This is a genomic window from Mycobacterium sp. RTGN6, assembly GCF_033804605.1.
Lineage (GTDB): Bacteria > Actinomycetota > Actinomycetes > Mycobacteriales > Mycobacteriaceae > Mycobacterium.
Genome location: NZ_JAPZKZ010000003.1, coordinates 164,451 through 188,857, shown reverse-complemented (window position 1 = coordinate 188,857; position 24,407 = coordinate 164,451). Strand labels below are relative to the sequence as shown.

The 24,407-nt window shown below is 67.5% G+C and carries 25 protein-coding genes; 9 read left to right on the top strand and 16 right to left on the bottom strand.

Annotated elements, in window-relative coordinates; translation table 11 throughout:
* Positions 1-7 precede the first annotated feature (7 nt).
* Together SLQ33_RS08955 and SLQ33_RS08950 are read right to left on the bottom strand one after the other, a co-directional pair.
* Positions 8-1,363 carry a glutamyl-tRNA reductase gene (locus tag SLQ33_RS08955; protein ID WP_319453467.1) on the bottom strand — a complete coding sequence of 452 codons (1,356 nt, stop codon included), beginning with the start codon at positions 1,361-1,363 and terminating at the stop codon, positions 8-10.
* A gap of 64 nt (positions 1,364-1,427) precedes the next feature.
* Positions 1,428-1,685, bottom strand: coding sequence for a glutaredoxin family protein (locus SLQ33_RS08950; RefSeq protein WP_319453466.1), 258 nt, complete (start codon positions 1,683-1,685; stop codon positions 1,428-1,430).
* 33 nt (positions 1,686-1,718) lie between these two features.
* Here SLQ33_RS08950 and SLQ33_RS08945 point away from each other — a divergent pair, with 33 nt between their 5' ends.
* Both SLQ33_RS08945 and SLQ33_RS08940 read left to right on the top strand, forming a co-directional pair.
* Entirely contained in the window at positions 1,719-2,561 is an 843-nt protein-coding gene (locus SLQ33_RS08945) for an HAD-IB family hydrolase (RefSeq protein WP_319453465.1), read from the top strand.
* A 52-nt stretch (positions 2,562-2,613) separates the two neighbouring features.
* Positions 2,614-3,144: a MaoC family dehydratase N-terminal domain-containing protein gene (locus tag SLQ33_RS08940; protein WP_319453464.1), complete on the top strand. Its 531-nt coding sequence runs from the start codon at positions 2,614-2,616 to the stop codon at positions 3,142-3,144.
* A gap of 27 nt (positions 3,145-3,171) precedes the next feature.
* On the opposite strand, the gene SLQ33_RS08935 is transcribed toward SLQ33_RS08940, so the two are convergent.
* From SLQ33_RS08935 to SLQ33_RS08895, 9 genes are all read right to left on the bottom strand, one after another.
* A complete protein-coding gene (locus tag SLQ33_RS08935) occupies positions 3,172-4,239 on the bottom strand; it encodes a lysophospholipid acyltransferase family protein (RefSeq protein ID WP_319453826.1) in 1,068 nt (355 codons plus the stop codon).
* Positions 4,240-4,274: 35 nt separating this feature from the next.
* Positions 4,275-5,318, bottom strand: coding sequence for an SDR family oxidoreductase (locus tag SLQ33_RS08930; RefSeq protein WP_319453825.1), 1,044 nt, complete (start codon positions 5,316-5,318; stop codon positions 4,275-4,277).
* Between the two features lie 98 nt (positions 5,319-5,416).
* Positions 5,417-5,518, bottom strand: coding sequence for a 30S ribosomal protein bS22 (locus SLQ33_RS08925; RefSeq protein WP_003402602.1), 102 nt, complete (start codon positions 5,516-5,518; stop codon positions 5,417-5,419).
* A 176-nt stretch (positions 5,519-5,694) separates the two neighbouring features.
* Entirely contained in the window at positions 5,695-5,958 is a 264-nt protein-coding gene (locus SLQ33_RS08920) for a helix-turn-helix domain-containing protein (RefSeq protein WP_319453463.1), read from the bottom strand.
* Between the two features lie 137 nt (positions 5,959-6,095).
* Positions 6,096-6,968: a pyrroline-5-carboxylate reductase gene (gene proC / locus SLQ33_RS08915; protein ID WP_319453462.1), complete on the bottom strand. Its 873-nt coding sequence runs from the start codon at positions 6,966-6,968 to the stop codon at positions 6,096-6,098.
* Between the two features lie 27 nt (positions 6,969-6,995).
* Positions 6,996-7,808: a thioesterase family protein gene (locus SLQ33_RS08910; protein ID WP_319453461.1), complete on the bottom strand. Its 813-nt coding sequence runs from the start codon at positions 7,806-7,808 to the stop codon at positions 6,996-6,998.
* Positions 7,809-7,815: 7 nt separating this feature from the next.
* Positions 7,816-8,661, bottom strand: a complete 846-nt coding sequence (locus tag SLQ33_RS08905; RefSeq protein WP_319453460.1) for a sugar phosphate isomerase/epimerase — start codon at positions 8,659-8,661, stop codon at positions 7,816-7,818.
* A 20-nt stretch (positions 8,662-8,681) separates the two neighbouring features.
* Positions 8,682-9,731, bottom strand: coding sequence for a hypothetical protein (locus tag SLQ33_RS08900; RefSeq protein WP_319453459.1), 1,050 nt, complete (start codon positions 9,729-9,731; stop codon positions 8,682-8,684).
* Positions 9,728-10,714: a Ppx/GppA phosphatase family protein gene (locus tag SLQ33_RS08895; protein ID WP_319453458.1), complete on the bottom strand. Its 987-nt coding sequence runs from the start codon at positions 10,712-10,714 to the stop codon at positions 9,728-9,730. The genes SLQ33_RS08900 and SLQ33_RS08895 overlap by 4 nt, the downstream gene beginning before the upstream one ends.
* Positions 10,715-10,748: 34 nt before the next feature.
* On the opposite strand from SLQ33_RS08895, the gene SLQ33_RS08890 reads away from it, so the two are divergent.
* On the top strand, positions 10,749-11,525 hold the full coding sequence (locus SLQ33_RS08890; protein ID WP_319453457.1) for a hypothetical protein: 777 nt from the start codon (positions 10,749-10,751) through the stop codon (positions 11,523-11,525).
* A gap of 3 nt (positions 11,526-11,528) precedes the next feature.
* Here SLQ33_RS08890 and SLQ33_RS08885 read toward each other — a convergent pair whose 3' ends face one another.
* From SLQ33_RS08885 to SLQ33_RS08870, 4 genes are all read right to left on the bottom strand, one after another.
* Positions 11,529-12,194: a hypothetical protein gene (locus SLQ33_RS08885; protein ID WP_319453456.1), complete on the bottom strand. Its 666-nt coding sequence runs from the start codon at positions 12,192-12,194 to the stop codon at positions 11,529-11,531.
* On the bottom strand, positions 12,146-13,267 hold the full coding sequence (locus SLQ33_RS08880) for a hypothetical protein (protein ID WP_319453455.1): 1,122 nt from the start codon (positions 13,265-13,267) through the stop codon (positions 12,146-12,148). Before SLQ33_RS08880 ends, SLQ33_RS08885 begins: the two co-directional genes overlap by 49 nt.
* A 136-nt stretch (positions 13,268-13,403) precedes the next feature.
* Positions 13,404-14,774, bottom strand: coding sequence for a glutamate-1-semialdehyde 2,1-aminomutase (locus SLQ33_RS08875; RefSeq protein ID WP_319453454.1), 1,371 nt, complete (start codon positions 14,772-14,774; stop codon positions 13,404-13,406).
* Positions 14,771-16,159 (bottom strand): O-antigen ligase family protein, encoded by a 1,389-nt coding sequence (locus SLQ33_RS08870; protein WP_319453453.1) that lies wholly within the window; start codon positions 16,157-16,159, stop codon positions 14,771-14,773. The genes SLQ33_RS08875 and SLQ33_RS08870 overlap by 4 nt, the downstream gene beginning before the upstream one ends.
* Positions 16,160-16,268: 109 nt before the next feature.
* On the opposite strand from SLQ33_RS08870, the gene SLQ33_RS08865 reads away from it, so the two are divergent.
* The 6 genes from SLQ33_RS08865 to SLQ33_RS08840 all read left to right on the top strand — a co-directional run bounded on the left by SLQ33_RS08865 (position 16,269) and on the right by SLQ33_RS08840 (position 23,386).
* Complete coding sequence (locus SLQ33_RS08865) at positions 16,269-17,669, top strand: hypothetical protein (RefSeq protein ID WP_319453452.1); 1,401 nt, start codon at positions 16,269-16,271, stop codon at positions 17,667-17,669.
* A gap of 433 nt (positions 17,670-18,102) precedes the next feature.
* Positions 18,103-18,882 carry a WecB/TagA/CpsF family glycosyltransferase gene (locus SLQ33_RS08860; protein ID WP_319453451.1) on the top strand — a complete coding sequence of 260 codons (780 nt, stop codon included), beginning with the start codon at positions 18,103-18,105 and terminating at the stop codon, positions 18,880-18,882.
* Positions 18,872-19,816 carry a glycosyltransferase family 2 protein gene (locus SLQ33_RS08855; RefSeq protein ID WP_319453450.1) on the top strand — a complete coding sequence of 315 codons (945 nt, stop codon included), beginning with the start codon at positions 18,872-18,874 and terminating at the stop codon, positions 19,814-19,816. Before SLQ33_RS08860 ends, SLQ33_RS08855 begins: the two co-directional genes overlap by 11 nt.
* Positions 19,813-21,066: a lipopolysaccharide biosynthesis protein gene (locus SLQ33_RS08850; RefSeq protein WP_319453449.1), complete on the top strand. Its 1,254-nt coding sequence runs from the start codon at positions 19,813-19,815 to the stop codon at positions 21,064-21,066. The genes SLQ33_RS08855 and SLQ33_RS08850 overlap by 4 nt, the downstream gene beginning before the upstream one ends.
* Positions 21,067-21,081: 15 nt before the next feature.
* Entirely contained in the window at positions 21,082-22,470 is a 1,389-nt protein-coding gene (locus SLQ33_RS08845) for a Wzz/FepE/Etk N-terminal domain-containing protein (protein ID WP_319453448.1), read from the top strand.
* A 10-nt stretch (positions 22,471-22,480) separates the two neighbouring features.
* Positions 22,481-23,386, top strand: coding sequence for a glycosyltransferase family 2 protein (locus SLQ33_RS08840; protein ID WP_319453447.1), 906 nt, complete (start codon positions 22,481-22,483; stop codon positions 23,384-23,386).
* Here the strand turns inward: SLQ33_RS08840 and SLQ33_RS08835 are convergent.
* On the bottom strand, positions 23,289-24,401 hold the full coding sequence (locus SLQ33_RS08835) for a methyltransferase domain-containing protein (RefSeq protein WP_319453446.1): 1,113 nt from the start codon (positions 24,399-24,401) through the stop codon (positions 23,289-23,291). The two genes, SLQ33_RS08840 and SLQ33_RS08835, sit on opposite strands and share 98 nt — an antisense overlap.
* Between the last annotated feature and the right edge of the window lie 6 nt (positions 24,402-24,407).

Sequence of the window (24,407 nt, the reverse complement as noted above, 5' to 3'; positions counted from 1 at the left end):
CAAGCGTTTACTCGGTCCCGTCGACATCGAGTCGGGAATCGCTTGTCACCAAAGGCAATTCGCCACCAGCGACGGCGTCGACCGCCTGTGGGTCGAGCTCGAAGAGTTCTCGCAACGCCTCGGCGTAGCTGTCGCCACCGGGCGCGCTGGCCAGTTGCTTGACGCGCACCGTTGGCGCGTGCAGGAGCTTGTCGACGACGCGTCGCACGGTGCGGGCGACCTCGTCGCGATGCGCGGCTTCCAGGCTGGGAAGGCGACTGTCGAGGCGCAGCAATTCGGCTTCGACGACGTCGGCGGCCCGCTGACGCAGCGCCGTCACCGTGGGCGTGACCTCGGCGACGCGCTGTCCGGCCAGGTAGTTGGCTACTTCTGTCGCGACGATCGCCCGGGCGGCTTCGGCGTCCGCGGACGCGGCCTTGGCGGTGGGTTCGCGCTGGATTCGGTCCATGTCGACCACGTACACGCCGGGCAGGCCGGCGACGGCGGGGTCGACGTCGCGGGGCATCCCCAGGTCGCAGATCACCAGTTGCTTCGGCTTCTGCACGTAGGCCAGACCGCGATGCACGTCGGCCAGCGACACCACGGGACGCACCGCACCGGTGCAGGAGACGACGACGTCGGCGTCGGTGAGCACCGGCGGAAGGTGGTCGAACGGGAACGCCTTCGCGTCGACGCCCTGCTCGCGCAGGTTCTGCACCAACCGCTCGGCGCGTGGCAACGAACGGTTCACGACGTGGACCCGGCCGATGCCCGCCCGCACCAGATGCGCAGCGGCCAGCGCGCCCATGGCGCCCGCACCGACCACGACGGCCGAGCGCCCGGCCAAGCCGTCGAGCTTCGCGCTGGCCATGTCCAGTGCCACCGACACCACCGAGGCGCCTGCGGCGTCGATCCCGGTCTCGGAGTGCACCCGCTTGCCCACCGACAGCGCCCGCTGCGCGAGTTCGTGAAGGATGCGTCCGACGGTGTGGTTGGCCTCGGCGGCGGCATACGCGCGGCGGACCTGGCCGAGCACCTGCTGCTCGCCGATCACCGCGGAATCCAGGCCGCTGGTCACCGCGAACAGGTGCTCGACGGCGGCCTCGGCGTAGCGCACGTAGGCGTACTTGGTGAGGTCGCCCAGCGACATGCCGGAATGCTCGGCGAGCACCGAGCCGATGACCGAAAGACCGCCGTGGAACGCCTCGACGACGGCGTACACCTCGACCCGGTTGCAGGTCGACAGCACCATGGCCTCGGTAACCAGCGAAGACTGAAGCACCTGCTCGACGATCTTGGCTTGATCGGACTCGTCAGTGCTCAATTGCTCCAACACGGAAACCGGCGCGCTCCGGTGCGAAACCCCGAAAAGCAGTACGCTCACGGCCGCATCACCACGCCGTCAAAGGTAGCCGCTCACCAGCCCGCTTACCAAATTTGCTGGGCACCTACTCAGCGCTCAGATCGGCCCGCAGGCGGGTCTCGTCGACCTCCCAGTAGCTGTGTTCGCGCCCGTCGAGCAGCACGACGGGCAGTCGATCGCCGTACTCGGTCCGTAGCGCGGGCTCGCCTGCAGCAGCGGCTTCGTCGACGTCGGTGGCGCCGAGGTCGAATCCGAACTCCTCCGACAAACGGACCAACTGGTCCTTCGCCTTGTCACACAGACTGCACCCGGCGCGTGTCAGCAAGATCACCTGATGCTCCATGAACGCCAGTATTCCGTGACTTACTGTTGAACCGTGTCCGAGTCCGGCGACGTCGCAGCCGAGGTCGTCGACGATGCGCCGAGCGCGCCGCCCGCGCCACCACCCGATCTGACGGCCGCGGCGTTCTTCGACGTCGACAACACGCTTGTGCAGGGCTCGTCGCTGGTGCACTTCGCGCGCGGACTCGCGGCCCGCAAGTTCTTCACCTACGGCGACCTCGCGCGATTCGGCTACGCGCAAGCCAAGTTTCAGCTCACGGGCAAGGAGAACAGCGACGACGTCGCCGCGGGCAGGCGCAAGGCCCTGGCGTTCATCGAGGGCCGTGAGACCTCAGAACTCGCCGAGGTCGGCGAGGAGATCTACGACGAGATCATCGCCGACAAGATCTGGCCGGGCACCCGTGCGCTCGCCCAGATGCACCTCGACGCGGGCCAGCAGGTGTGGCTTGTCACGGCGACGCCCTACGAACTCGCCGCCACCATCGCCCGCAAGCTCGGGCTCACCGGCGCGCTTGGCACCATCGCAGAATCCGTCGACGGCGTGTTCACGGGCCGGCTCGTCGGTGACATCCTGCACGGCGTTGGCAAGGCACACGCCGTGCGGTCGCTCGCCATCCGCGAGGGGTTGAACCTGAAGCGCTGCACCGCCTACTCGGACAGCTTCAACGACGTGCCCATGTTGTCGTTGGTCGGCACGGCCGTCGCCATCAACCCCGACGCGGCGCTGCGCGACGTCGCCCGCGAACGCGGCTGGGAGATCCGAGACTTCCGCACCGCCCGAAAGGCCGCCCGCATCGGCGTGCCGTCGGCGTTGGCGCTCGGGGCCGCGGGCGGGGCGCTCGCGGCGGTCGTCTCGCGGCGTCAGGGCGGTCGCTGAGCGACAGTTGGTAAGCTCGCGCAGCTAGAACGAGCGGGGAGCAAGGCTGACCATGAGCATCGCCCAGGACATCATCGGGACGCACTACCGGTATCCCGACTACTTCGAGGTCAATCGCGAGAAGGTGCGGGAGTTCGCGCGGGCCGTCAAGGACGAGCACCCGGCCCACTACAGCGAGGACGCCGCCAAGGAGATCGGCTACGACACGCTGGTCGCGTCGCTGACCTTCGTCGCCGTGGCCGGGCGCCGGGTGCAGACGGAGATCTTCAACCAGTTCGACCTGCCGTTCAACATGGAACGCGTGCTGCACCGCGACCAGAAGCTGGTCTTCCACCGCCCGATCGTCGCCGGTGACAAGCTCTGGTTCGACTCGTACCTCGACTCGGTGATCGAGTCGCACGGCGCCGTGCTCACCGAGGTCCGCGGCGAGGTGACCGACGACGACGGCAACCCGGTGCTCACTAGCACCGTCACCATTCTCGGTGAGGCGTCGGCGTCCGAAGAGACTGACGAGATCACTGCCCAGATCGCGGCCGCCCGCGACGCCGCCATCGCGAAGATGGTTGCTGGGCAAAATGCGTAAGTGCACTTACGCCAAGCGATTTCGGGCTTAGCCCAGGAACATGTTCCCGCGATTGGCCAGCAGCTGATAGAGCGTCTGCTGGATGGTTTCGCGAACCTGGTCGGTCAACTCGAAGGTGACCATCGGATCGTCGGGGGCGAACTCGTCGTAGCCCTCGGTGCTGATCGGCTCGCCGAACTGGATGTGCCACTTCGACGGCAGCGGAACAAGCCCGAGCGGCCCGGCGAGCGGAAACAGCGGGGTCACCGGGAAGTACGGAAGTCCCAGCAGCCGGGCCAGCAGCTTCACGTCGGCGAGCATCGGGTAGATCTCCTCCGACCCGACGATCGAGCACGGGATGATCGGCGCCTTGGCCTGCAGCGCGGCCGCCACGAACCCGCCGCGGCCGAACCGCTGCAGCTTGTACCGGTCACGGAAGTGCTTGCCCAAACCCTTGTACCCCTCGGGGAACACGGCGGTCAGCTCCCCTGCGGCCAGCAGGCGATGCGCGTCGGCCGTGCAGGCCATCGTGTGGCCGGCCTTGCGCGCGGCCTGGCCCATCACAGGCATGTCGAACACGAGATCAGCGGCGAGCAGTCGAAGGTTGCGGTTGGCGGGATGCTCGTCGTGCACCGCCACCTGAGTCATCAACCCGTCGAACGGCAGCACGCCCGCATGGTTGGCGACGACGAGCGCGGCGCCCTCCGACGGCAGGTGCTCGATGCCACTGACCTCGACGCGGAACCAGTGCTTGAAGAGCCCTCTCAGCAAAGGCAGAAAGATTGCTTCGTTGAGGTGTTCGTCGAAGCCGAACTCGTCGACGGTGTAGTCGCCAGCCATCCGCCTGCGGACGAACTCGGCGATGCCGGCGATCCGTTGGGCCATTTCGTTGGGGCCCTCGGCGGCGTGCGGCGCACCGCTGGAGAAGCTGCGCCGCTCGTCGATCTCACGGACGACGGCAGCGACCTGCTCGGCCGAAGCCCTGGTTCCCGGGTCGGAGAGCAGAGACGGATGTCGGCGCGAACTCTCCGCCCGCGCAGCTGCCCGCCGCTGAGCCGATGCACGGCTCGAATTCGAGTGCAGCGGAATTACTTTCGCTTTTGACTCGCCCGCCACTTCGATACCTTCTCCCACCCCGGTGAACCTTGAGTCTAGCGCCCCCAACGCTGGGCCGCAGATACCGCGGTTCTCTCGACAGAGCGTACCCAGCCGGGGTCGACGATCGGCGTCAATCCACGACCGCGCACGTAATCGTCGAAAGCCTCCGTCGTGGTCCATTTCGGGTTGTAACCTAGGTCCTTCCGCATGCGGACGGTGTCCATCACCCGGCCGTAGCTCAGGTAGTTCAGCTGTTCGCGGTCGAGCTCGGTGTAGCGCGTCGCGCGCCTCAGCGAATCCACCGCCGCCAGCGCCGAACGCGGCACCGGCAGCTGGACGCGGCCCGACCGACGGATCGCCTGGGACATCATGATGATGCCGGAGGCGCCGATGTTGAAGGTGCCCGCACGGCCCGCCACGCTGGCCCGCTCGAGTACCCCGAGTGCGTCCTGCTCGTGCAGCAGCTGCAGGCGCGCGTCGTGGCCGAGCACCGACGGCACCACCGGACCCGCGAGATAGCGCGACAGCGCGGTGTCCATCGCGGGGCCGATCATGTTGGCCAGCCGCAGGATCGTGACCGCGATGTCGGGCCTGCGCCGCGCCAAGCCACGCGCGTAACCCTCGATGTCGACGCTGTCGCGGGCGAAACCCTCGCCAGGGGGGCGACGCGATAGTCCGGCCTCGGTGAACAGCACCGGGTCGCGGGGACTCGAGCCGTACACCTCGGAGGTGGACTTCAGCACCACCCGGCGCACCGATGGAGCCTTCTGGCAGGCCGCGAACAACTGCATCGCGCCCATGACGTTGAGCTCCTTGAGCGCCGCCCGACCACCCGAGCGCGGGGCGTAGGAGGCCGCTCCCGCGTGCACGACGGTGTCGACCTCGCCGTTGCGCATCACCTTGGCGATGAACGGATTGCGGATGTCGGCCCGAACGAATTCGGCCCGGCCCATCCGGCGCAGCAGATCCTTGCTCGGCGCGATCGCGTCGACGGCGATGACGTGGTTGATCAGCGGGTCCTGCGCCAGCCTGGCGGTCAGATAGCCGCCGAGGAACCGGCATGCACCGGTGACGAGCACGACCTTGGGGTAGTGCACGGTGTCCTGGGAGTCTGAGCCTCCGGAACCCTGCTGGGGTCGGCCCCCAGCTCGCCCGTCAGCATCCACGCGATCAGCCTAACGGCAGAAGCTCGACGCTACTTGCCAAGTTTTCTGCGCTGCACCCGCGTGCGACGAAGCAGCTTGCGGTGCTTCTTCTTCGACATGCGCTTGCGACGCTTCTTGATGACTGAACCCATAAACTCCGCTACCTACCTACCGATGCACGGCGCGAAACTGCGGGCAGATCGCAATTCCAGCGGAATGGGCGATCTCACCGCAGTCTCGGCGAACCGCGCACGAGACTGACACGACTTAACCCGGTCACCTTACCGAAGGCGGCCCTAGGAAACGAAACGCACCCGTTGGCGGCGAACTAGCCCGCGTCGAAGTACGACGTCTCCAACAGGTCGTGAACCGCCTTGGCATGCACCCGGAATGACCGGCCGACCCGCACCGCGGGCAGCTCTCCGTTGTGGACCAACCGATAAACGGTCATCTTGCTCACCCGCATGAGGCTCGCCACTTCGGCAACAGTGAGAAATTGAGCCCGGGGCGGTTGGCCATCACCAACACCGCCAGCCGCGGCCGACTTTCCGCTGCCGGAATCGCGTGCCGATGGCCCGTTCATAGACGTCATCGCAACCCAATCCATCAGGCACGCCGCTCCAGCGGCTTCCCCACCGCTGGCGCAAGAGCGTGCTTACAACGAGGAGAATAGCGTGGCCAATGGGGTTATTGCGACGGGTGTGGAGGAATTCGTTAGAAATCGATGAACTACTCTGATGTAATTCCTAGCTGCTCAGAGCGTGTTTTTGCAGCAGCCACCGCGTCCGCCACCGCCGCGCGCAGGCCACCCCGCTCGAGTTCCCGCAGCCCAGCGGCGGTAGTGCCGCCCGGCGACGTCACGATCGCCCGCAGTTGCGCCGCGCTGGTGTCGGTCGCCGAGCCCATACCGCCATTCCCGGCCGTCTCCTGCTCGTCGAGCCGTTCGAGCAACATCGCCGCCGAACCGGCCATCGTTTGGGTCACCAGATCGGTGGCCACCCCGCGCGGCAGGCCCGCTGCGACCCCCGCGTCGACGAGGGCCTCGACCATCAGGAAGAAGTAGGCAGGACCCGAACCGGACACCGCGGTGACGGCGTCGAGCTGCGACTCGGGCACCGTCAGCACCCCACCGACCGCATCGAAGATGGCCGAGACCTCCTTGAGCTGCTCTTCGGTGGCGAAGCGCCCGCGCGCCAGCGCGCTGACTCCCCCGCCGACGACGACGGGGGCGTTGGGCATGACGCGGATGACGGGTGCGCCCGCCGGAAGCTTCGACTCGTAGTACGCCGTGCTGACCCCGGCCGCCACGGTGATGAAAACCTGTTCCGCGCTGGAGTTCTCGGCCCGCGCCGCGGCTTCGGCGATGTCGACGAGCGCCGACTCGACATCCGACGGCTTGACCGCGACCACGATGTAGGTGGCGTTCTCCGCGGCGTCGGCCACCGACGACATCTGCACCCCATACTTCTCAGCCAGGAACTTCGCCCGGCCCGGGTCCTTTTCGGCGACCACCAAGTCCTTGCTCTGACGTCCCGCCCGCAGAAGTCCGGAAAGCAGTGCCTCGCCTATGCTCCCGGCGCCGATGATCGCAATTCTGGCCACGGGGAAAGCATGGCACGTCCGGTTTGGCTAGGGCGCGGCCGGCACCATCGCCAGTTGCCTGCTCTGCACGACGATGTGGCCTTCGCAGTCGACGACGATGTGGTCCTCGTCGAACCAGTCCTGGCCGATCTGGACGGTGGTACACAGCACCCGGAGCCACCCGTCGGCTGGCAGCGCCCGCAGATAAGCGGTCAGTTGCACCGTTGGCGCCCAGCCGAACCGATTGACGCCGAACGTCACCGGGGCGGACACGTCGCCGCACAGCAGCGCGAACAGCGCGTCCGGCGCGACGTCCCTCGGGCGGACCCAGTACTCGATGACGGGTGGGCCGCCGTCCGAACGCGGCTGCATCGTCGTCAGCGACGGCCGGATGTCACAGCCGTGCGCGAGATGGACGATGTCGGCCATTGGGTGGCCGGGCCCGATCGGCTCCAGCCCGGGCGGAGGGTCGGGCTGCATCAGCGGGATCACCGGGTTGACCGACAACAACGGCACGACGCGGTGCTCCGGATCGCCGAGCGTCACTGCCGCCCGCACGGCAACCCGGTCGCCCTGGCTCAACTCGACGTCGATCAGGCTGACGCGGCGGCCGCGCTTGAGCACGGTGGTGGCGACCCGCATGGGCCCCGGATCGGGCGCCCACAGGAAGTTTCCGGAGACGGCGATCGGCTGGACGTCACCGGCATGCTCGGTGCGGGCGGCGTTGGCGCACAACGCCAGCATCGCGCCACCGTGCACCTTGGGCCCGATGGTCCAGTGCTCGTTCAGCACGCCTTCATAGACCCCGTCACCGGCGGCGGTAAGCATCATCGCGTCGGCGAAGCTGGTGGACTCAGTCATCACGCTCCTAGCGCAGCAGGTGTTCGCGCGCGAACTCGAGCGACTCGACGAGTAGCTCCTCGCGCTCGGCCGAGGTCCGGGCACGCGACGTCGTCACCTCGAGGATGACGTGGCCGGAGAAGTCACTGGCGGCCAGCATCTGGCAGATCTCGACGGTCGGCTGGGTACCGCGGCCGGGGACGAGGTGTTCGTCGGTGGAAGCCCCGCTGCCGTCACACAGATGCAGGTGGACGAGGCCGTCGCCCATCCGGCGGGCCATGTCGACGGCGTCGGTGCCCGCGGTGGCCGAATGCGAGAGGTCCAGCGTGAAGTGGGCATGGCCGCCGTCGAGCGGGTCGAACGACGGGGCGAACGCCGAGATCGCCGCCCCGGGTGACCCGCCGCGCTTGCGCATCCGCTGGATCGACGGTTGACCCGTTCCGAAGATGCGGTCCGCCCGGAAGGGAAACATGTTCTCGACGGCGACCAGGACGTCGCTGGACGCTTCGAGTTCGGCGACCTGCTCGGCGAAGCCCTCCGCGTAGCGGCGTTGCCACCGGAACGGCGGATGCACCACCACCGTCTGGGCACCGAGCTCCTCGGCGGCGCGCACGCTTCGTTCGAGTTTGGGGATGGGGTTGGCGCCCCACACCCGCTGCGAGATCAGCAGGCACGGCGCATGCACGCTGAGCACCGGCATCCCGTACTGCTCGGACAGCTTGGCGATCGCCGCGACGTCCTGGCTGACCGTCTCGGCCCACACCATGAGCTCGACACCGTCGTAGCCGAGCCGGGCGGCGTACTCGAAGGCCGCCTCGGTCCTCAATGGGTAGACCGAGGCCGTGGACAGACCAACCTTGATGGAAGGGCGCACTGGGGAACTATTTTTGCGCGTCAGTGCGTCTTGAGCAGAACCAGGGGTCCCAATGTGACCAAGGCGCCAACCGCCACCGCGATCAGCGTGCTGCCGATGTCCTCGGTCTTGCGGACCACGCGCACGCCCACGACGAGCCCGAGGATGACGAGCACCGCCAAGACCAGCGCGACGATGTTGTTCCAATTCCACAACAGGTCGAAGGCGATGAACAGGCCCGCACCGAAGACCACGGCGAGGATGCACTGCGCGACCACCCACACGCCCCGCAGGAACGACGAGCCTTGCGGCTTCACGTCCTCGGACGCTTCGACGTCCGGTCGCTCGTCCTCGCCGAGGTCGATGTCCTCCGGGCCCGGCTGACGTCCGCGACGGGCCAGGTCGTCGGCGACGGACTGGCCGCCGAACAACGTGTCGGAGTTGGAGCGCAGGTAGGACGGCACCTCGAACGCCGCCTGCGTGGCGTCGTCGGCGGCCGACAGCGGAGCCTCGCCCTTGAGCGACTCGATGAGGTCGCCGTCGTGTTCGTCGTCGTCGATGTCGTCATCCACGACGGGATCGGGGCTCATCTGTTCGGCGCCACCCGCGGGTCCCGAGAACGCGGGCGGAGTGGCGACCGGAGCACGGCGGGGCGGCGGCGTGAACTCGACCGGGTCGACCTCGGCATCGCGCTGCTCGAGATGGGCTTCGTAGTCGGCCTCGGCCTCGGTCACCACCGGTTCGGGCGTTGTTTCGGAGGTCTCCTCGACGTCGATCGCCTCGACCTCGTCGGTTACCTCGGCCGGCTCCTCGGCTTCGACTGGTTCCGCCACGTCGATCGACTCGACGTGCTCGGCGGCACCGTTGGTCGACGCCGGCTCCTCGGCCGGTTCGTCCTCGTCGGGGACGTGTGTGGCGTCGGTGATGATCGGGATTTCGCCGGTCAGTTCGGCGACGGTCACGGAGTTGCTGTCACCCCGCCGACGGCGTCGACGACCGCCGACCGGCGGTGCGCCGATGCTGCCATTTCTGGCCAGCAACTCGGCGACCGAGATCGGCCTGGTGCTGCTGTGGTCTTCAGGTTCTGTCATCGTCTGTTGCCTCTGGCCCTAGCTAAGCTCGCGGACGCCTCAACGAAGGCGGTCCCGTCGGCCTCGCTATCGAGTTTCCGCAAGATTAGTCCCTCACGCAACGCCCACGGGCAAATGTCCACTGTGTCGATCGAAAGGGCTCGCATACTCGCTTCGGCCACCAGGGCGCCCGCCACGATCTGTGGCGCCCGTTCAGCGCTCACCCCTTCCAACTCAGCTCGGTCCGCGGTGGTCATCCTAGAGATGAAGGCTATGAGCTGCCTGAGTCCCGCAGCTGTCAGTGTCCTCTTCACCCGGGGTCCAGCACCGGAGGGCGCCGCGCCGGTGAGTCGCGCCAGCGAGCGGAACGTCTTGCTGGTCGCCACGGTCAGGTCGGGCACCCCGCTCTCCAACACCTTCGCGCCCGCGTCGGCCAACTCGGTGGATAGCCAGTCCCGCAGCATGGCGACCCGACGCCGGCCCGGCGGATCCTCCTGCAGCCACTCCCTGGTGAGCCTGCCGGCGCCCAGCGGAAGCGACAACGCGACCTCCGGCTCCTCGTCGACGCCGCTGGACAACTCAAGCGACCCGCCGCCGATGTCGATGTTGATGATCCGGCCCGCGCTCCACCCGTACCAGCGTCGGACCGCCAGGAACGTCAGCCGGGATTCGTCGACGCCCGACAGCACGCGCAGCGCGACGCCCGTCTCGGCGTTGACGCGGGCGAGCACGTCCTCGGAGTTCTTGGCGTCGCGCACGGCCGAGGTGGCGAAGGCCATCAGCTCGGCGCAGCCGGAGCTTGCCGCGATCTTGGCGAACTCGTCGATGGTGTCGACGAGCTTGTCGGCGCCCTTGCGCGTCAGCTTGCCGGAGCCGTCGATGGCCTCGGCCAGCCGCAGCGAAGCCTTCGTGGAACTCATCGGCGTCGGGTGGCCCCCGCGCCGTGCGTCGACCACGAGTAGGTGAACTGTGTTGCTGCCCACGTCGAGCACGCCCAATCGCACGCAACCCACGTTATCGGGTCTACCGTTGTTTTCCGTGAGCGGATCGCATGGTCGGGAGGTAGAGCTGGACTTCGCCCGCGAATGGGTGGAGTTCTACGACCCCGACAACCCCGAGCATTTGATCGCTGCGGACATGACGTGGCTGTTGTCGCGGTGGACGTGTGTGTTCGGCACGCCGGCGTGCCAGGGCACCGTCGAGGGCAGGCCCGACGACGGTTGCTGTAGCCACGGGGCGTTCCTTTCCGACGACGACGACATCGCGCAGCTCGAGACGTCGGTCGAGAAGTTGACCGACGAGGACTGGCAGTTCCGGGAGAAGGGCCTTGGCCGCAAGGGCTACCTGGAGATGGACGAGTACGACGGCAAGCCCAACTTTCGGACGCGAAAGTACAAGGGCGCCTGCATCTTCCTCAACCGACCGGGGTTCTCCGGCGGCATCGGGTGCGCGCTGCACAGCAAGGCGCTCAAGCTCGGCGTCGAACCGCTGACCATGAAGCCCGACGTCTGCTGGCAGCTTCCGATCCGGCGCAGCCAGGAGTGGATCACCCGGCCCGACGGTTCGGAGATCCTGCGCACCACCATCACCGAGTACGACCGCCGCGGCTGGGGCGAGGGCGGGTCCGATCTGCACTGGTACTGCACCGGCGATCCCGCTGCCCACGTCGGCGCCCGCCAGGTGTGGCAGTCCTACGCACCCGAACTGACCGCGCTGCTCGGTGAGAAGGCGTACGCCGAACTGGCTGCGATGTGTGAGCGGCGCAAGTCCCTTGGACTCATCGCCATCCACCCGGCGACGCGCGCCGCCGAGTAGTCCTCAGCCGTTGGGCCGAGATCTGTTCACCGCGACTTCGGTTCCTGGCATCGAGAGCTGGTCGATGGCCTGTCGCACCTGCGGGTCGACGTCGTCGGACAACCACAGACTCCACGTTTCGCAGGGTGAGGTTTCGCTGATTCGCGCCAGTGCCAGGCCGTGCTGTTCCGCGTAGTCGTAGAGCTCGCTCACCATCTGTGACCAGTTTGCGGGGAACTTGGTCACACCGGCCCGTTGTTGTGGCGAGCAGTCGTCCAGGCGGACCGGCTCCGGCGGAAGACCGTGTAAGGCTACGACATTGGGCCGGAACTCGTTGAGTTCATCGACGAGGCCGCGCCCATGGGTCCGGGCGATGTTCCGATTGTTGTGCCCGTAGGTGTCGAGCGCAGGTCCGGTCACCGCCAGCGGGATGAGCCCGGCCTCGGTGGTGGCGATGCGAACGCGCGACGTGTCGACTGCCTTCAAGGCGGCCGCGACGCTGGTTTGGAACGGACTTTCGAAGTAACTGCCGATGGGAAGGTGGAAGGGCAGTATTCCCACGCAGGTGAGGAACGCAAGCACGACGACGGGGAGTCGCCGGGTGTCGTTCGATTCCGCTGGCCGCGCCGAGGCCGCAGTGGCTATGGCTTGGCTGGCGGCGATCGCAACGAGCACCGGAACGAGGGCCATTGCATGCGCCCCCACCAGTTGAGGGTCGTGGCGAGCGCGATCCACGGGAGCGAGAAGCTGAACAAGGCTGCGGTGAACAACCACGATCCGTCACGCCGCCTGATACCCACGACAGCGAGCGCCACCATCAGCGGAACAAAGACGACGACGGTGGCGACATTCGCGACAGTCGGAATGAAGTGCAGCCCGATCTTGTCCCAGAATTCTTGCGGTAGCGCCGAATTGACCCACAGCAGTGGTACGACCAGCAGGGCGGTCGATGTCCACCAGTTGTGGGACGTGCCTCGGCCCAACATCAGAACCACCAAGACGCCAATTAGCGGCAGCATCAGCGAGCCATAGAACTGCAGTGAGAAGACGATGTTCGGGCCGTGAAGCGAACCTGACTTCATCACCGCCGACGTCGGTAGCAGTTGTCCGAAGTAGCCGATTCGTAAAGCGGCCCACCCGACGACGAGCAGGACGTACGGCGCTAGCAGTGACGTCACTGTCGCAACTGAGCTCAGTCGGAGTCGGCCACCGCGCCACGTCAGCAGGAGCCCGAACAGCACCACGAGTGGTCCGAAGGCGAACCCCTCAGGCCGCCACCAACCGGCGATCCCCGCGGTCACACCTGCGGCTGCGAGCAGGAGCAGCGAGCGGCGGTGAGTGTGCGCCAGCGGTGCGGCCACCGCAAGCGTGAACGCCCCGAGAAGCACGAGGCCCATCACCGGCGGTGAGAACCCGCTGAGCACGTACCTGTTCGCCGGCCCACCGGCGACGAGTCCGGCCAGCGCCACCGGTAGCCACAGGGGCCGATGCCAGAGCATGTTGTTGAGGACGCCGAACAGCGTCCCGATACCGAAGACTGCCGCGAGATTTAGCAGCAATGCGGCCACCACGGTCGACAAGCCGACGAACTTCAACGGCGCGAGTGCGAGGACGAACCCCAGGTCGGTCGCGCCATCGGTCAGGCCGGGAGCCTGACCGGGATTCCAGGTGATGCCCCACCCGTGCGCGAGATTCTCGGCGTACTTGAACAGCATCGCCGCATCCTCGAAGGGCGCAGGCACGCTGAGACGCGTGCTCTCCACGAGAGTCCAAAACAGGCACACCACCAACGCGATCGCGCCGGGCCACAGGACAGTGCCTGCACGCCTGCTTGCGTCCGGCATTGCCTTTCGGCGATGGAGCCCGACCGCATTGGGCCGAAAGAGCAACTGTCCCATACTAAATCCCGGTGTCTTCAGTATCGGGGACTCGCAAATGCGGCTCTGCGGTACGACGGATCGCCGGTGCCACGGGACGACCCTCCAACAGCCCATCGACCGAGCCCTGCTCGATGGCGCGCTGATAGGCGGGCAGGGCGTCGCGCACTGCCGCCAAGGTGGCGTCGACGTCGACGGCGCCGTGCGCGGCCGAGGTGACGAAGGACTGGGCGAGCACGCCGCGGCGCAGCAGTTCCTGAAGGAACAGCGTCCGGTACGCCTGGGATGGTTCGCCGTCCGCGCCGCGCGTGACGAACAGCAGGCACGACGGCCTGCCCACCACCTCGACGTAGGGCGCAAGGCCGTGTTCGGCGACGGCTTCGGTCACGCCGCGGGCCAGCAGCCGTCCCGCGTACTCCATCTGACCGATCGGGTCCTCGGTCCGATACACCTGCACCACCGCCCGGAACGCCGCGAGCGATGCGGTCTCGGCACCGTGGGTCGTGGACAACAGAAAGACGCGGTCCTGCTCGGTGCGCAGCCCGCCGAGTTCCATGTACTCGCGCTTGCCGGCGAGCGCGGACAGCGGAAAGCCGTTGGCCATGGCCTTCCCCCAGCAGGACAGATCCGGTACCACGCCGTAGACGGCCTGGGCACCGCCAATCGACCAGCGGAAGCCCGTGATCATCTCGTCGAAGACGAGCAACGTGCCGTGCGAATCACACAGTGCGCGAACACCTTCGAGAAAACCACGCGCAGGCTCGGCCATCGCCGTCGCGGCTTCGAGGAGGACGCACGCGACGTCGTCGCTGGATAGTGCGGACGCCACCGAGCCGAGGTCGTTGTACTCGAACCGCACGACGTCGGCCGTCGCGGACCCGGGGATTCCGTTGTTCATCTCGGTGGTGCCGACGAACCAGTCGTCGGTGGAGAAGAACGGCTGACGGCACACCGCAACCTTGTCGCGACCGGTCGCCGCGCGGGCCAGCTTGATCGCGGCCGTCGTGACGTCGGAGCCATTCTTCGCGAACTTCACCATGTCGGCGCCTGGAACCAGGCTCAGAAAGTCTTCCGCCGCGACGAGTTCCAGGCGGGTGGGTCTGCTGAAGCTCACCCCATTGGCGATGGTCTTGGCGACTGCGTCGACGACGGGGCGGTAACCGTGGCCCAGCGTCACCGAGCGCAGTCCCATGCCGTACTCAACGTAGGCGTTGCCATCGGCGTCCCACACCCGGCAGCCGTCACCGCGCACCAGGACGGGCGCCATGTGCTCCGGATACTGGTCCGCGCCGCGGGCGTAGGTGTGCGCGCCGCCCGGCACCAGGTCGTGCAGTCGGTCCTGAAGCTCACCCGACCGCGCGAATGCACGCACCCCCGATTCGACGCCCGTCATGACACTCCGGCCGGTACCGCTTCGGGAACGCGGGCGGGCCCACCCGCCACGGGCACTCTCCGCACCGCGGGGTGGGCGGCGAGGAGGCCGAGCATGACCACCACCAGCACGGTGAACTGCGGCGTCGAGAAGACGTTGTCGATCGCGGCATAGAACAGCACCGCGAACGCGAACGTACCGATCACCCACCTCGTGGTGCCGCGTTGTGCCCGTGCGGCGGTGTAGAACAGCGCCATCATCGCCGCGAGCATCGCGACCAGGAAGCACACGCCGCCGTCCAACATCAGGTGAATGTATTCGTTGTGAGGCGCGACGAACTGCTTCTGCACGTGCGGAGGCAGGTACATCTCGACCGCGACGGTCGCGAAACCCAAACCCTTTCCGGTGTAAGGGTTCTGACTCGCCAGGCCGAAGAAGAACTCCCACGCCTGGTCGCGTCCGGACGTGTTGAAGGTGCCCTCGTAGCTATTGCCCATGCTGCGCTGGATGAGTTCTGGGGCCGCGACCACCATGCCCACGATCCCGACGCCGGAGATCAGCCAGGCCGCGCTACGCGCACGACGAGGCACCCGCCTGCTCACCAGCAGGGCATGGATGACGAAGACCAGCACCAACATCGTCGCGACGACGATAGGGCCGCGGGTGGCGGTCGCGATCACGATGACGAGGTTGAGCCCCACCCACAGGTAGGTGCGAGGGTTGCGGTCGACCCGCGGCATGCTCAGCAGGCACAGTCCGGCCGCCAGCCCGACCAACGCGAGCATCGCGAGGTGCGCGGGTATGGAGGCGCCCTGCAGTCGCGGCACCTTGCTGTCCTCGTCGATGCGCAGCACCGTCGTGACGCCTGCCACCTGTAGTGCCACCCCAGCGGCGATGGACCACAAGGCCAGCTTGGTGAGGAACCCGAGCGCCCGCGACAGGCCGACCCGACGCCAGTCGACGAACAGGAACAGCCAGGGCAAGGCGTAGCCGATGAGGGCGCGCACGGCCGTTGCGGCGGTGACGTCGACGTCGCCGCCGATGTTCAGCACCGAAACCACTCCCGCGAGGCCGACGGCCCCGACGGCAGCGGCGCCGATCGCCGACCAGCGCAACCCGGCCGTCATCGCCAGGCAGCCGAGCGCCACGATCAGCATGGTCTTCTGCACGGCGTCGCCGTTGGGCAATGGGTCGCCTGCCGCGTCGGTGAAGATCGCCGGCGAGATCACGACGACCAGCAGCGGCGCCAGCTGCCAGCGGCTGTTGGGATACAGCGTGGCAACCGCCGTCACTAGCAGCAGCGCCACGACGGCGAGGAACCGCGGGTCGATGGCCACCGCGGCGCCGACCGCGATTACTGCTGCGGCCGCCAGCGCCCACGGCGCGGCACTACGGAGCTGCGTCAACTCAACACCCAACCTTCGTACGTGCTGCCGAAGGCTCAGCAACAACTACCATGTCACTCCGGTGGCACCGCCGTATGTTCCCGATCGTGCCTACCCGTAAGGAATCCACGTGAGTACCGTCGACCCGCAGTCGTCCGCGCCCAACACCCGCGAGGGCAAGGGTGTCATGAGCGGACGTCGTGGGCTTCTGACCGCCGCGGCCGCGGCCGCGGTCGGCGCCGGTGTCGCGGCGGTGGCGACCTCCGGGAAGCCGAGTTCGGTCGAGGTCGAGGTCAGCGCCCGCAGCGTGGCGCCGAAGCTGTCGAGCACCGCCGACGCGAAGGCGAACACCGCGGCGCTCAACGCCGCCATCACCGAGTCGACGTCGACGGGCGCCGACGTGGTGCTGCCGGGCGGCGAATTCGGGTTCGTCGGCATGACGCTGCCCGTCAAGGGCGGGGTCAACATCCGTGGCGCGGGCCGCGGTGTCACGGTGCTGCGCAACGAGGGCGGCGATCCGTCGGTCACCGCGCACGGGACGCCGGGTGGCACCGAGTACCTGTCCGACTGGGCGATCTCCGGGTTGAGCCTGACGAGCGCGAACCGCCAGCCGAACCAGGTCGGGCTGAGCATCAAGCTCGCCAACCGGTTCACCGTCAGCGACGTCACGGTGATCGGACACGGCATCGGCGTCCGGCACGAGTCCGGCTGGGACTGCGGCTACGACGGAGTCAGCGTCTCGAAATCGGGCACGGGCTGGCTGTTCCCCCGCACCGACTTCGCCCCGTCGTCGCCGGTGGGGCTGCGCAACTGCAGCGCCGTCACGTGCGACGTCGCGGTGCTCGTCGAGAACGGTGTCGAGACCCTCGAGTGGGTCGGCGGCGACTTCTCCGAGTGCGGCCGCGGAATGCTGTTGTTCGGCAACGAGACTCGATCGATTTCGCTTCACGGGCTGAACTTCGAGCGGATCCGGGGCGAGGACATCACGATCGGCGACGGCAAGACCGGCCCCGCCGCGATCTCCGTCAACGGCTGCCGTTTCCTGCGGGTCACCAAGGGACCCGTCTCGGTGCGCTTCATCCGTGGCGACGCCTTGACCTTCGTCAGCTCGCGCTGGACCAAGTACGGGACGGCCGTCGAGCAGAGTCCGGACTCGGGTCAACTGGTGGTCAACACCAGCACCGGTTTCGAAGTCGATCAATTCATCACCTCCAACGGGCAGGTCCAGCCCCAAGGGGTGCTGAACGCGAGCGCGGGCCAGTTCTCGATGCTGCTGGCGCTCGACGAACCGTCCGTGCTGCCCGCCGTGATCGGCCGCGAGGGCGTCGCCACGAAGGTGCTTTCCGGCCCAGGCAAACGGACCGCCGTCGACCAGGACTTCGCGATCCCGCCCGTCGTCGGGAGCACTGCCGTCCTCCGAGACGAGACCGATGGGTCGGTGCGGCACGCGTTGAGGGGCGTGACCGGCTGGTTCGTCTCGGCGCCGTACCTGCCGCCACCGCCGCCGCCACCTCCAGCACCGCGGCCGTAAGCCCTGCCGCAACCCTTGCTCGTCCGGTGATCACCGGTCATCTGCTCCCCTCCCTTCCTGCTCAGCCGGGCTATGCCGGCATGCGTGCGTCGGCCTGACCTCGACCGATCACGGTTATCTCGTTCCGCACTCTAGCAATAGTTTGCTGAATCTGCGTATACACGCGGAAGTTCGAGATCATGATCGGTGGCGGGGATCACAGGCGGGTGAGCCGTCCAGCGATTTACCAATCTGAGATGTTGGTGTATAAATCAGCAGGAGAAGCACCGCAAGGTGGTCGTTCGTCGGAGGATTGGCAAGCTATGAAGTCCTGGAGCACGAGCACCGTCGACCAGTTCGCCGGACCGGACGGCCACCACGCACAGCGATCGGTTAGCTCTGTAACTTTATTTGCAGGCAAATAATGTGGCAAACAGAAACTCTGGACCAGCAAGTGACTGACTTCCAAGACCTCGACCTCGCCACCGCCCGCGAATGCGTGCTCATCGGCGGTCTGCCGTTCGAGGTAACCGACATGGACACGGCGGTGGGCGACGTGATTGCCGTCGCCAGTGCTCACACCGAAGCCAGCCTCACCGTGCGGCTGTCCAACGCCTATTGCGTCGCGTTGGCTAGCAAAGACGCCGACTACCGTCGGCTCTTCGACGGACCCGGGCTGACGCTGCCCGACGGCGCACCGGTGGCGTGGGCCATTCGTAGCCGAGCACGCGAACCACAGAAGACCGGACGCGTCCGTGGACCGTCGTTCTTCGTCGAGGTGCTCGACCGTGGACGCTCGGCAGGTTTGCGTCACTTCATGCTCGGCGCCACCGACGAGACGCTCACCAAGCTCTCCGACGAAGCCCACGCGCGCTATCCGGGGCTGCACATCGTCGACTCCTACGCCCCGCCGTTCGGCCCGGTCGAGGAGACCATCGACGACGCGTGCATCGAGCGGATCGCTGCGGCCAAGCCGGACATCGTCTGGATCGGCATGGGCACTCCCAAACAGGACTTCGCCGCAGCCCGGCTCGCGCAGCGGCTGCCCGGCGTCTACATCGGCGTTGGTGCGGCGTTCGACTTCGTCGCGGGGTCCGTACGCGAGGCGCCCAAGTGGGTACAGAACTCCGGATTCGAGTGGGCCTACCGGTTGTGCTCGGAACCCCGTCGGCTGTGGCGCCGGTACCTCTTCGGCAATGCCCGGTTCATCCTGGCGGTCATACGTGGGCACTAACACGGAACGGGCCGGCGACTGGGGGTTGCCCGTTCTGAGTGTCGTGCTACCTGCCTACAACGCGGCAGCGACGGTTCGCGCTGCCGCCGAAAGCGTGCTCAACGGCACCATTGCCGCGCTAGAGCTCATCATCGTCGACGACGGCAGCACCGACGGCACCGGTGCTGCCGTCGCCGACCTCGAGGCCGATCCCCGCGTTCGGGTGATCTCGCGGCCGAACAAGGGGTTGGCGGCGTCGCTGAACGAAGCCATCGCGTGCGCGACGGCGCCGTTCATCGCTCGCATGGATGCCGACGACGTCTGCATGCCCGACCGGTTCGAGGTCCAGCTTCAATACCTCGTCGACCACCCCGACGTCGTCATGGTCGGCGGTCAGATCCGGCGAGTCATCAACGGCGAGGCCGAATCCCAGTCACGCCTGCCGCTGGAGCACGACGAGATCGTCGCGGACCTGTTGCACGGACAACACGCGGTGTGCCACTCGGCCATCGTGATCCGGCGCTCGGCGCTCGACGTAATCGGCGGGTATTGGGAGCACGGCGTCGCCGAGGACTGGGACCTGTACCTGCGGCTGGCCGAGGTCGGCAAGGTCGCCAACGTCGACCGTCACGTCCTGGACTACACGTTTCACGAGGGTGGCATCAACGCGACGAGCATGCGCACCGTCCGCACCAACATCGGGCTCGCCGTGTTCAACCACTACCGCCGCGTGAACGGCCTCATCGAGTTCAACCAAGCCACCTACCTCGAGCACCTCGACGTCGCGTCGAAACTGAAGATCCGCGCCGAGACTCTGAGTCTCGGCCTGTACCGCCGGTCCATGCTGGCGGGCACCTCGAGCAAGGCGGCCAAGACCGTCCTGTTGGCCGGCGCGGCGATCAGCTGGCCGCCGTTCGCGGTGCGTCGACTGCGGCAGGTCAGTCACGCGGCATGAACGCCCAGTTCGCCTCGATCCTGTCGGCACGCATCCTCGCGAACGTGCTGCAGGCCGTCAACGTGATCGTGCTCGCGCGCGCGGTCACCCCGTCCGAGATCGGGATGACGTCGGCGATCATCGGGTTCTGCATGGTGCTGTTCACCGTCACCGACTTCGGGCTGGCGACGCTGATCTCGAAGTCCTACGCGCGTGAAGATCACGTGATGGTCGCCTCGGCGCTGCGTTACACCACCATCACGACGTGGGCGTTCGGCGGCCTGGCCTTCGCGGTGGGCGTCGGCCTGTCCGCCAAGGGCTTCATGCCGTTGTCGATGACCATTCTCATCCTGTCGGTCGCCATCGACCGCTGCGTCGAGTACCGGCTCAGCGTGCCGATCGCGGCGGACTCCAAAGTCGTTCCCGCATCGTCGATTCTGTTGCGACGCGGCGTCCAGTTCATCGCGTTCATCGCGTTCGTCATCGGCGGTATGCCCGCGCTGTGGGCGTACGCCGTCGCGCAGCTCATCGGAACGCTGGTCGGCTACCTGCAGAGCACCCACTTCCTGCGCGCCAGAGTGGTGAAGGTCGCCGCGCGGCTGCCATGGCAGACGGTGCTGAAGAACTCGTACGCGTTCTTCGTCAACAGCGTGACGGCTCAGATCTCGACGCTGGACACCTTCCTGGTGTCCGTGTTCTCGGGCGCGCACAGCGCAGGCCTTTACGCCGCGGCGTCGCGGGTGACCAGCCCGCTGATCCTGATCCCTGGCACCCTGGCGTCGACGGTGCTGCCGCCCGCCGCGCGGGCGACGGCGCCCCAGGCCAGGCGCGTCGGCGTACGCCTCATCCTGGTGCTACCCGTCGTGCTGGTGCTCGCAGGGCCAGTCGGCTACTTCGTCGCAGAGCCGTTGTGCCAGTTGCTCTATGGCGCCGAGTACCGGCCGGCCGGGCTCACGCTGTCGGTGCTGTTCATCGGCATCCCGTTCGCGGTGCTCGCCGCCGCGCTCGGGGCGATCCTCCAGGCCCAGGGCGAGGAACAGTTCGTCGCCAAGGTCGGGATCGGATTCGCCGTCACCTTCGTGACCGCCATCGGTTTCGGCGGGCACCTCTACGGGTCCGTCGGCGCCGCCATCGGCGGCTGCACGGCGATGGCCCTCAACTGTGTCCCCCTCGTAGTCAGGGTTCTACGACTACAAGATTCTCCCCGACTCGCTGATCTCAGCGAGTTGGGTGGTGCCGAGCTGACTCCCACGCGGGCGTCGGCGGATTGATAGGAGCCCGACCCCATGACAACGCCAACCACCACCCCGGACCAGCTGGTCCCGTCGCCGCCCGCCCCCGGCGACGACGGGACCAGCCAGGCCGGACTGGTCGACTTCGTCCGACTGGTCACCCGCCGCTGGCCGATCATCGTCGCGGCGATGCTGCTTGGCCTGCTCGGCGCGGGCGCCGTATCGGCGATGACGCCGCCGGAGTACCACAGCTCGACGCGCGTGCTCGTCGGGACGTGCGCCGAGGGCTCGATCGAACAGGCCTACCAGTGCGGCATGTTCACGAAGGACCGCGCGCTGTCGTACGCCGCGCTCGTCACCAGTGACGTGCTCGCGCAGCGCGTCGTCGACGATCTGCAGCTGAACCGGGCCGCCGGCGACGTGGCGAGCAAGATCACGGCCATCGCCGAGCCCGAGACCGCGCTCATCGAGATCACGGTCACCGACGACAGCCCCGCCGAGGCCCGGCGGATGGCCGACTCCGCCGCGCGGCAGTTCGTCCAGATGGTCGCCGAAGTCGAGTTGCGCAACACCGGCCAGCAGAACAACCCCTTCACCAACCTGACGGTCGTCGAGGCCGCCAAGGAAGCGTCCAAGACGGGGTCGAGCACCCAGGTCAACCTGCTCTTCGGGGCACTCGCCGGACTCATCGTCGGCGTGCTCGGGGCCATCGTGCGCGACCGCCTCGACACCACGGTGGACAACCCCGACGACGTCGAGGAAGCCGGGCTGCCGGTGCTGTGCGAACCGCCGAACGACGCGACGACGGCGTGGACCGACGGCGATGAACGCGTCGAGGCGTTCCGCAGGTTGCGAATGTCGGTCGGCCACTCCGGAAACGTGCTGACCGTCGTCGGCGTCGACTCCCAGGAAGCGGCGTTCGCAGCCGCGGTCGATCTGAGCCGCGCCTCGGGCGAGGCGGGCGGGCGCACGCTCCTTCTGAACGCTGACATGCGGACAGGGCAGAACTTTGGCTCCGCCCCGAGTAGCCACCACGGACTCGCCGACCTCCTGCGCGAACCCGAGATGACCATCACGATCGCCGAGCGGCTGCCGACCTGGAACAACCCGCCGATTCACATCCTCGGCGCCGGCGTCGTCCCGCCTGGCACCACGGCCACCGCACTACTGGCCTCTGGCCACCTGCCCAAGGTGCTCGACTCGCTGCGCGGCGAGTTCGACCTCGTCGTCGTCTACGCGGCGCCGGTGCTCAAGGCGGCCGACGCCGCGATCGTCAGCGCCGCGTCCGACGGGGCCATCGTGGTCGTCGAGTGCGGCCACACCTCCAAGGAGGACGTGGCCGACACCGTCGCCACGCTGCACGACACGGGCGCCAAGACCATCGGCGCGATCCTGACCACCCACCGACGGGTGCGGCGTTCGAAGGGCAAGACGAGACGGTGAGGACTCGGTCGTGAGAAGCACCCCCGCGGTCTCGCTGTGCATTCCGGCATACCAGGCCGAGCGGCACCTACGTGAGACGCTGGACGCTGCCTTCTCACAGACCTTCACCGACATGGAGATCGTCGTCCTCGACAACAACACGACCGACGGTACGCGGAAGATTCTGGAGGAGGCGAACGATCCGCGACTGCGGATCGAACGCAACGACCACACCCTGTCGATGCCGGACAACTGGAATCGCGTCGTCGAAATGTGCAGGGCCCCTTTGATCAAACTGCTCTGTGCAGACGACCTCATCGACGAGAACTGCGTGGCCGATCAGGCTGCCATCCTGATGACGTGTCCCGACGTCGCGCTGGTGTCGTGCAAGACGAACCTGATCGACGACGTCGGCCAGTCGCTGCGGAGGTCCACCGGACTGCGCAGGCTGACCGGCAAGCACGACGGTCGCACCGTGGTCAGGCACGTGTTGCGCAGCGGCGGCAATCCCATCGGCCCATCGGCGGCGGTCACGTTCCGCCGCAGTGACTTTCACGCGGTTGGCGGCTTTCGGGGTGATCTGCTCTACCCCATGGAGCTCGAACTGTGGACGCGGTTGCTCAAGCGCGGCGACTTCGTCGGACTGCCCGATCCACTTGCGGCCTTCCGCATCTCGGCTGACGGGGCCACCGCGTTCACCTCCGCGCGGTCCCAGTTCGGCCAGCAGCTCGAGCTCAGCAGGCGGATCGTCAAGGACGGCAAGTGGCGCGTGGGGTGTGCCGACGTGATGATCGGATGGATCGGTGCGGTCACCATGCAGGCGCGCCGCAGCTTCGTCATCAGCCGGTCTGCTTGGCGATCCAATCGTCGGTCACCCATCGACCCGCAAGCTCCGGCAGCCGCGCCGACACCTCTGGCAACAGATCGGATAGCGTAAGCACGACCTCGTCGGGACCGGCTGCGACCAGCGCGTCCGGCGAAATGATGGCAATGTCGGTGCCCGGCATGCGACGCCCCTGCTTGGCGGGTGACGCGTCGGCGACGGCCGAGAGCAGGTGGTGGTCCAGCCCCGCCCGCGCGAACAATGCAACGGCCCGCGAGGCCGCCCCGTAACCGAATACCCGACGTCCCGCGATCCGCTGATGCTCAAGGTACGACCGCAGCGCAAGGGCGTGACCGTCGGCGGCGGCCTGCAGGGTGCCCACCGTCACCGGGTCCAGCATCTCGACCTCCGCTGCGCTCAGCTGGGCGATGACGGGTTCGGCAGTGCGCTCGTCGTCATCGTGCACCGCGGCCAGCAGCGTGGTGCCTCCGTACAGGCCAAACTCCCAGGCGGTCACCGGGCGCATGCCCGAGTCCGCGAGCAGGCGCGTCACGGCGGGGAGCGAATAGTAGGCGAAGTGTCCGTGCCGCAACGCATTCCACTGGCCCTGCCCGACGATGGTGGCCAGTGAGTGGTACTGCAACAACAGCACCCCGCCCGGCGCCGTCGCGGCCGCCCGCTGCGCGAACGCGCCTCGTTGGTCGGGCTCGTGCATGATGCCGAAGCAGTCCAGCACGATGTCGGCGACCCCCGGCACTGGCGTGATGTCACTCTGCGCCAACATTTCGAGCCAGCTGCCGCCGTGCGGACTTCCGAACTCCCGCACCGTTTCCCCCCTCAGCCATCCCGAGGCGGCCACGCGGGCGACGGCGTCGCGCGCCTGGTCGCGCAACGCCTGCGGTTCGACGGCGCGGGGTTCGGAGGTGACGGTGTCGTCGTCGGCGAGCTGCGCCAACCCGCAGTCGGCGCAAAGGTCCATCGCGAGCGGGTGCGTCGTCTCCGCGAGCTCAACGGGTTGGTCGACGGGCGGGAAGTCGTCGGCGGCAGGCACGTTGCCGAGATCGAGCACGCGGTATAGCTCATCGTTTCCGCATGCCCGGCAACTCGAGCCCCTTTTCCTCCTCGTCATGCGACC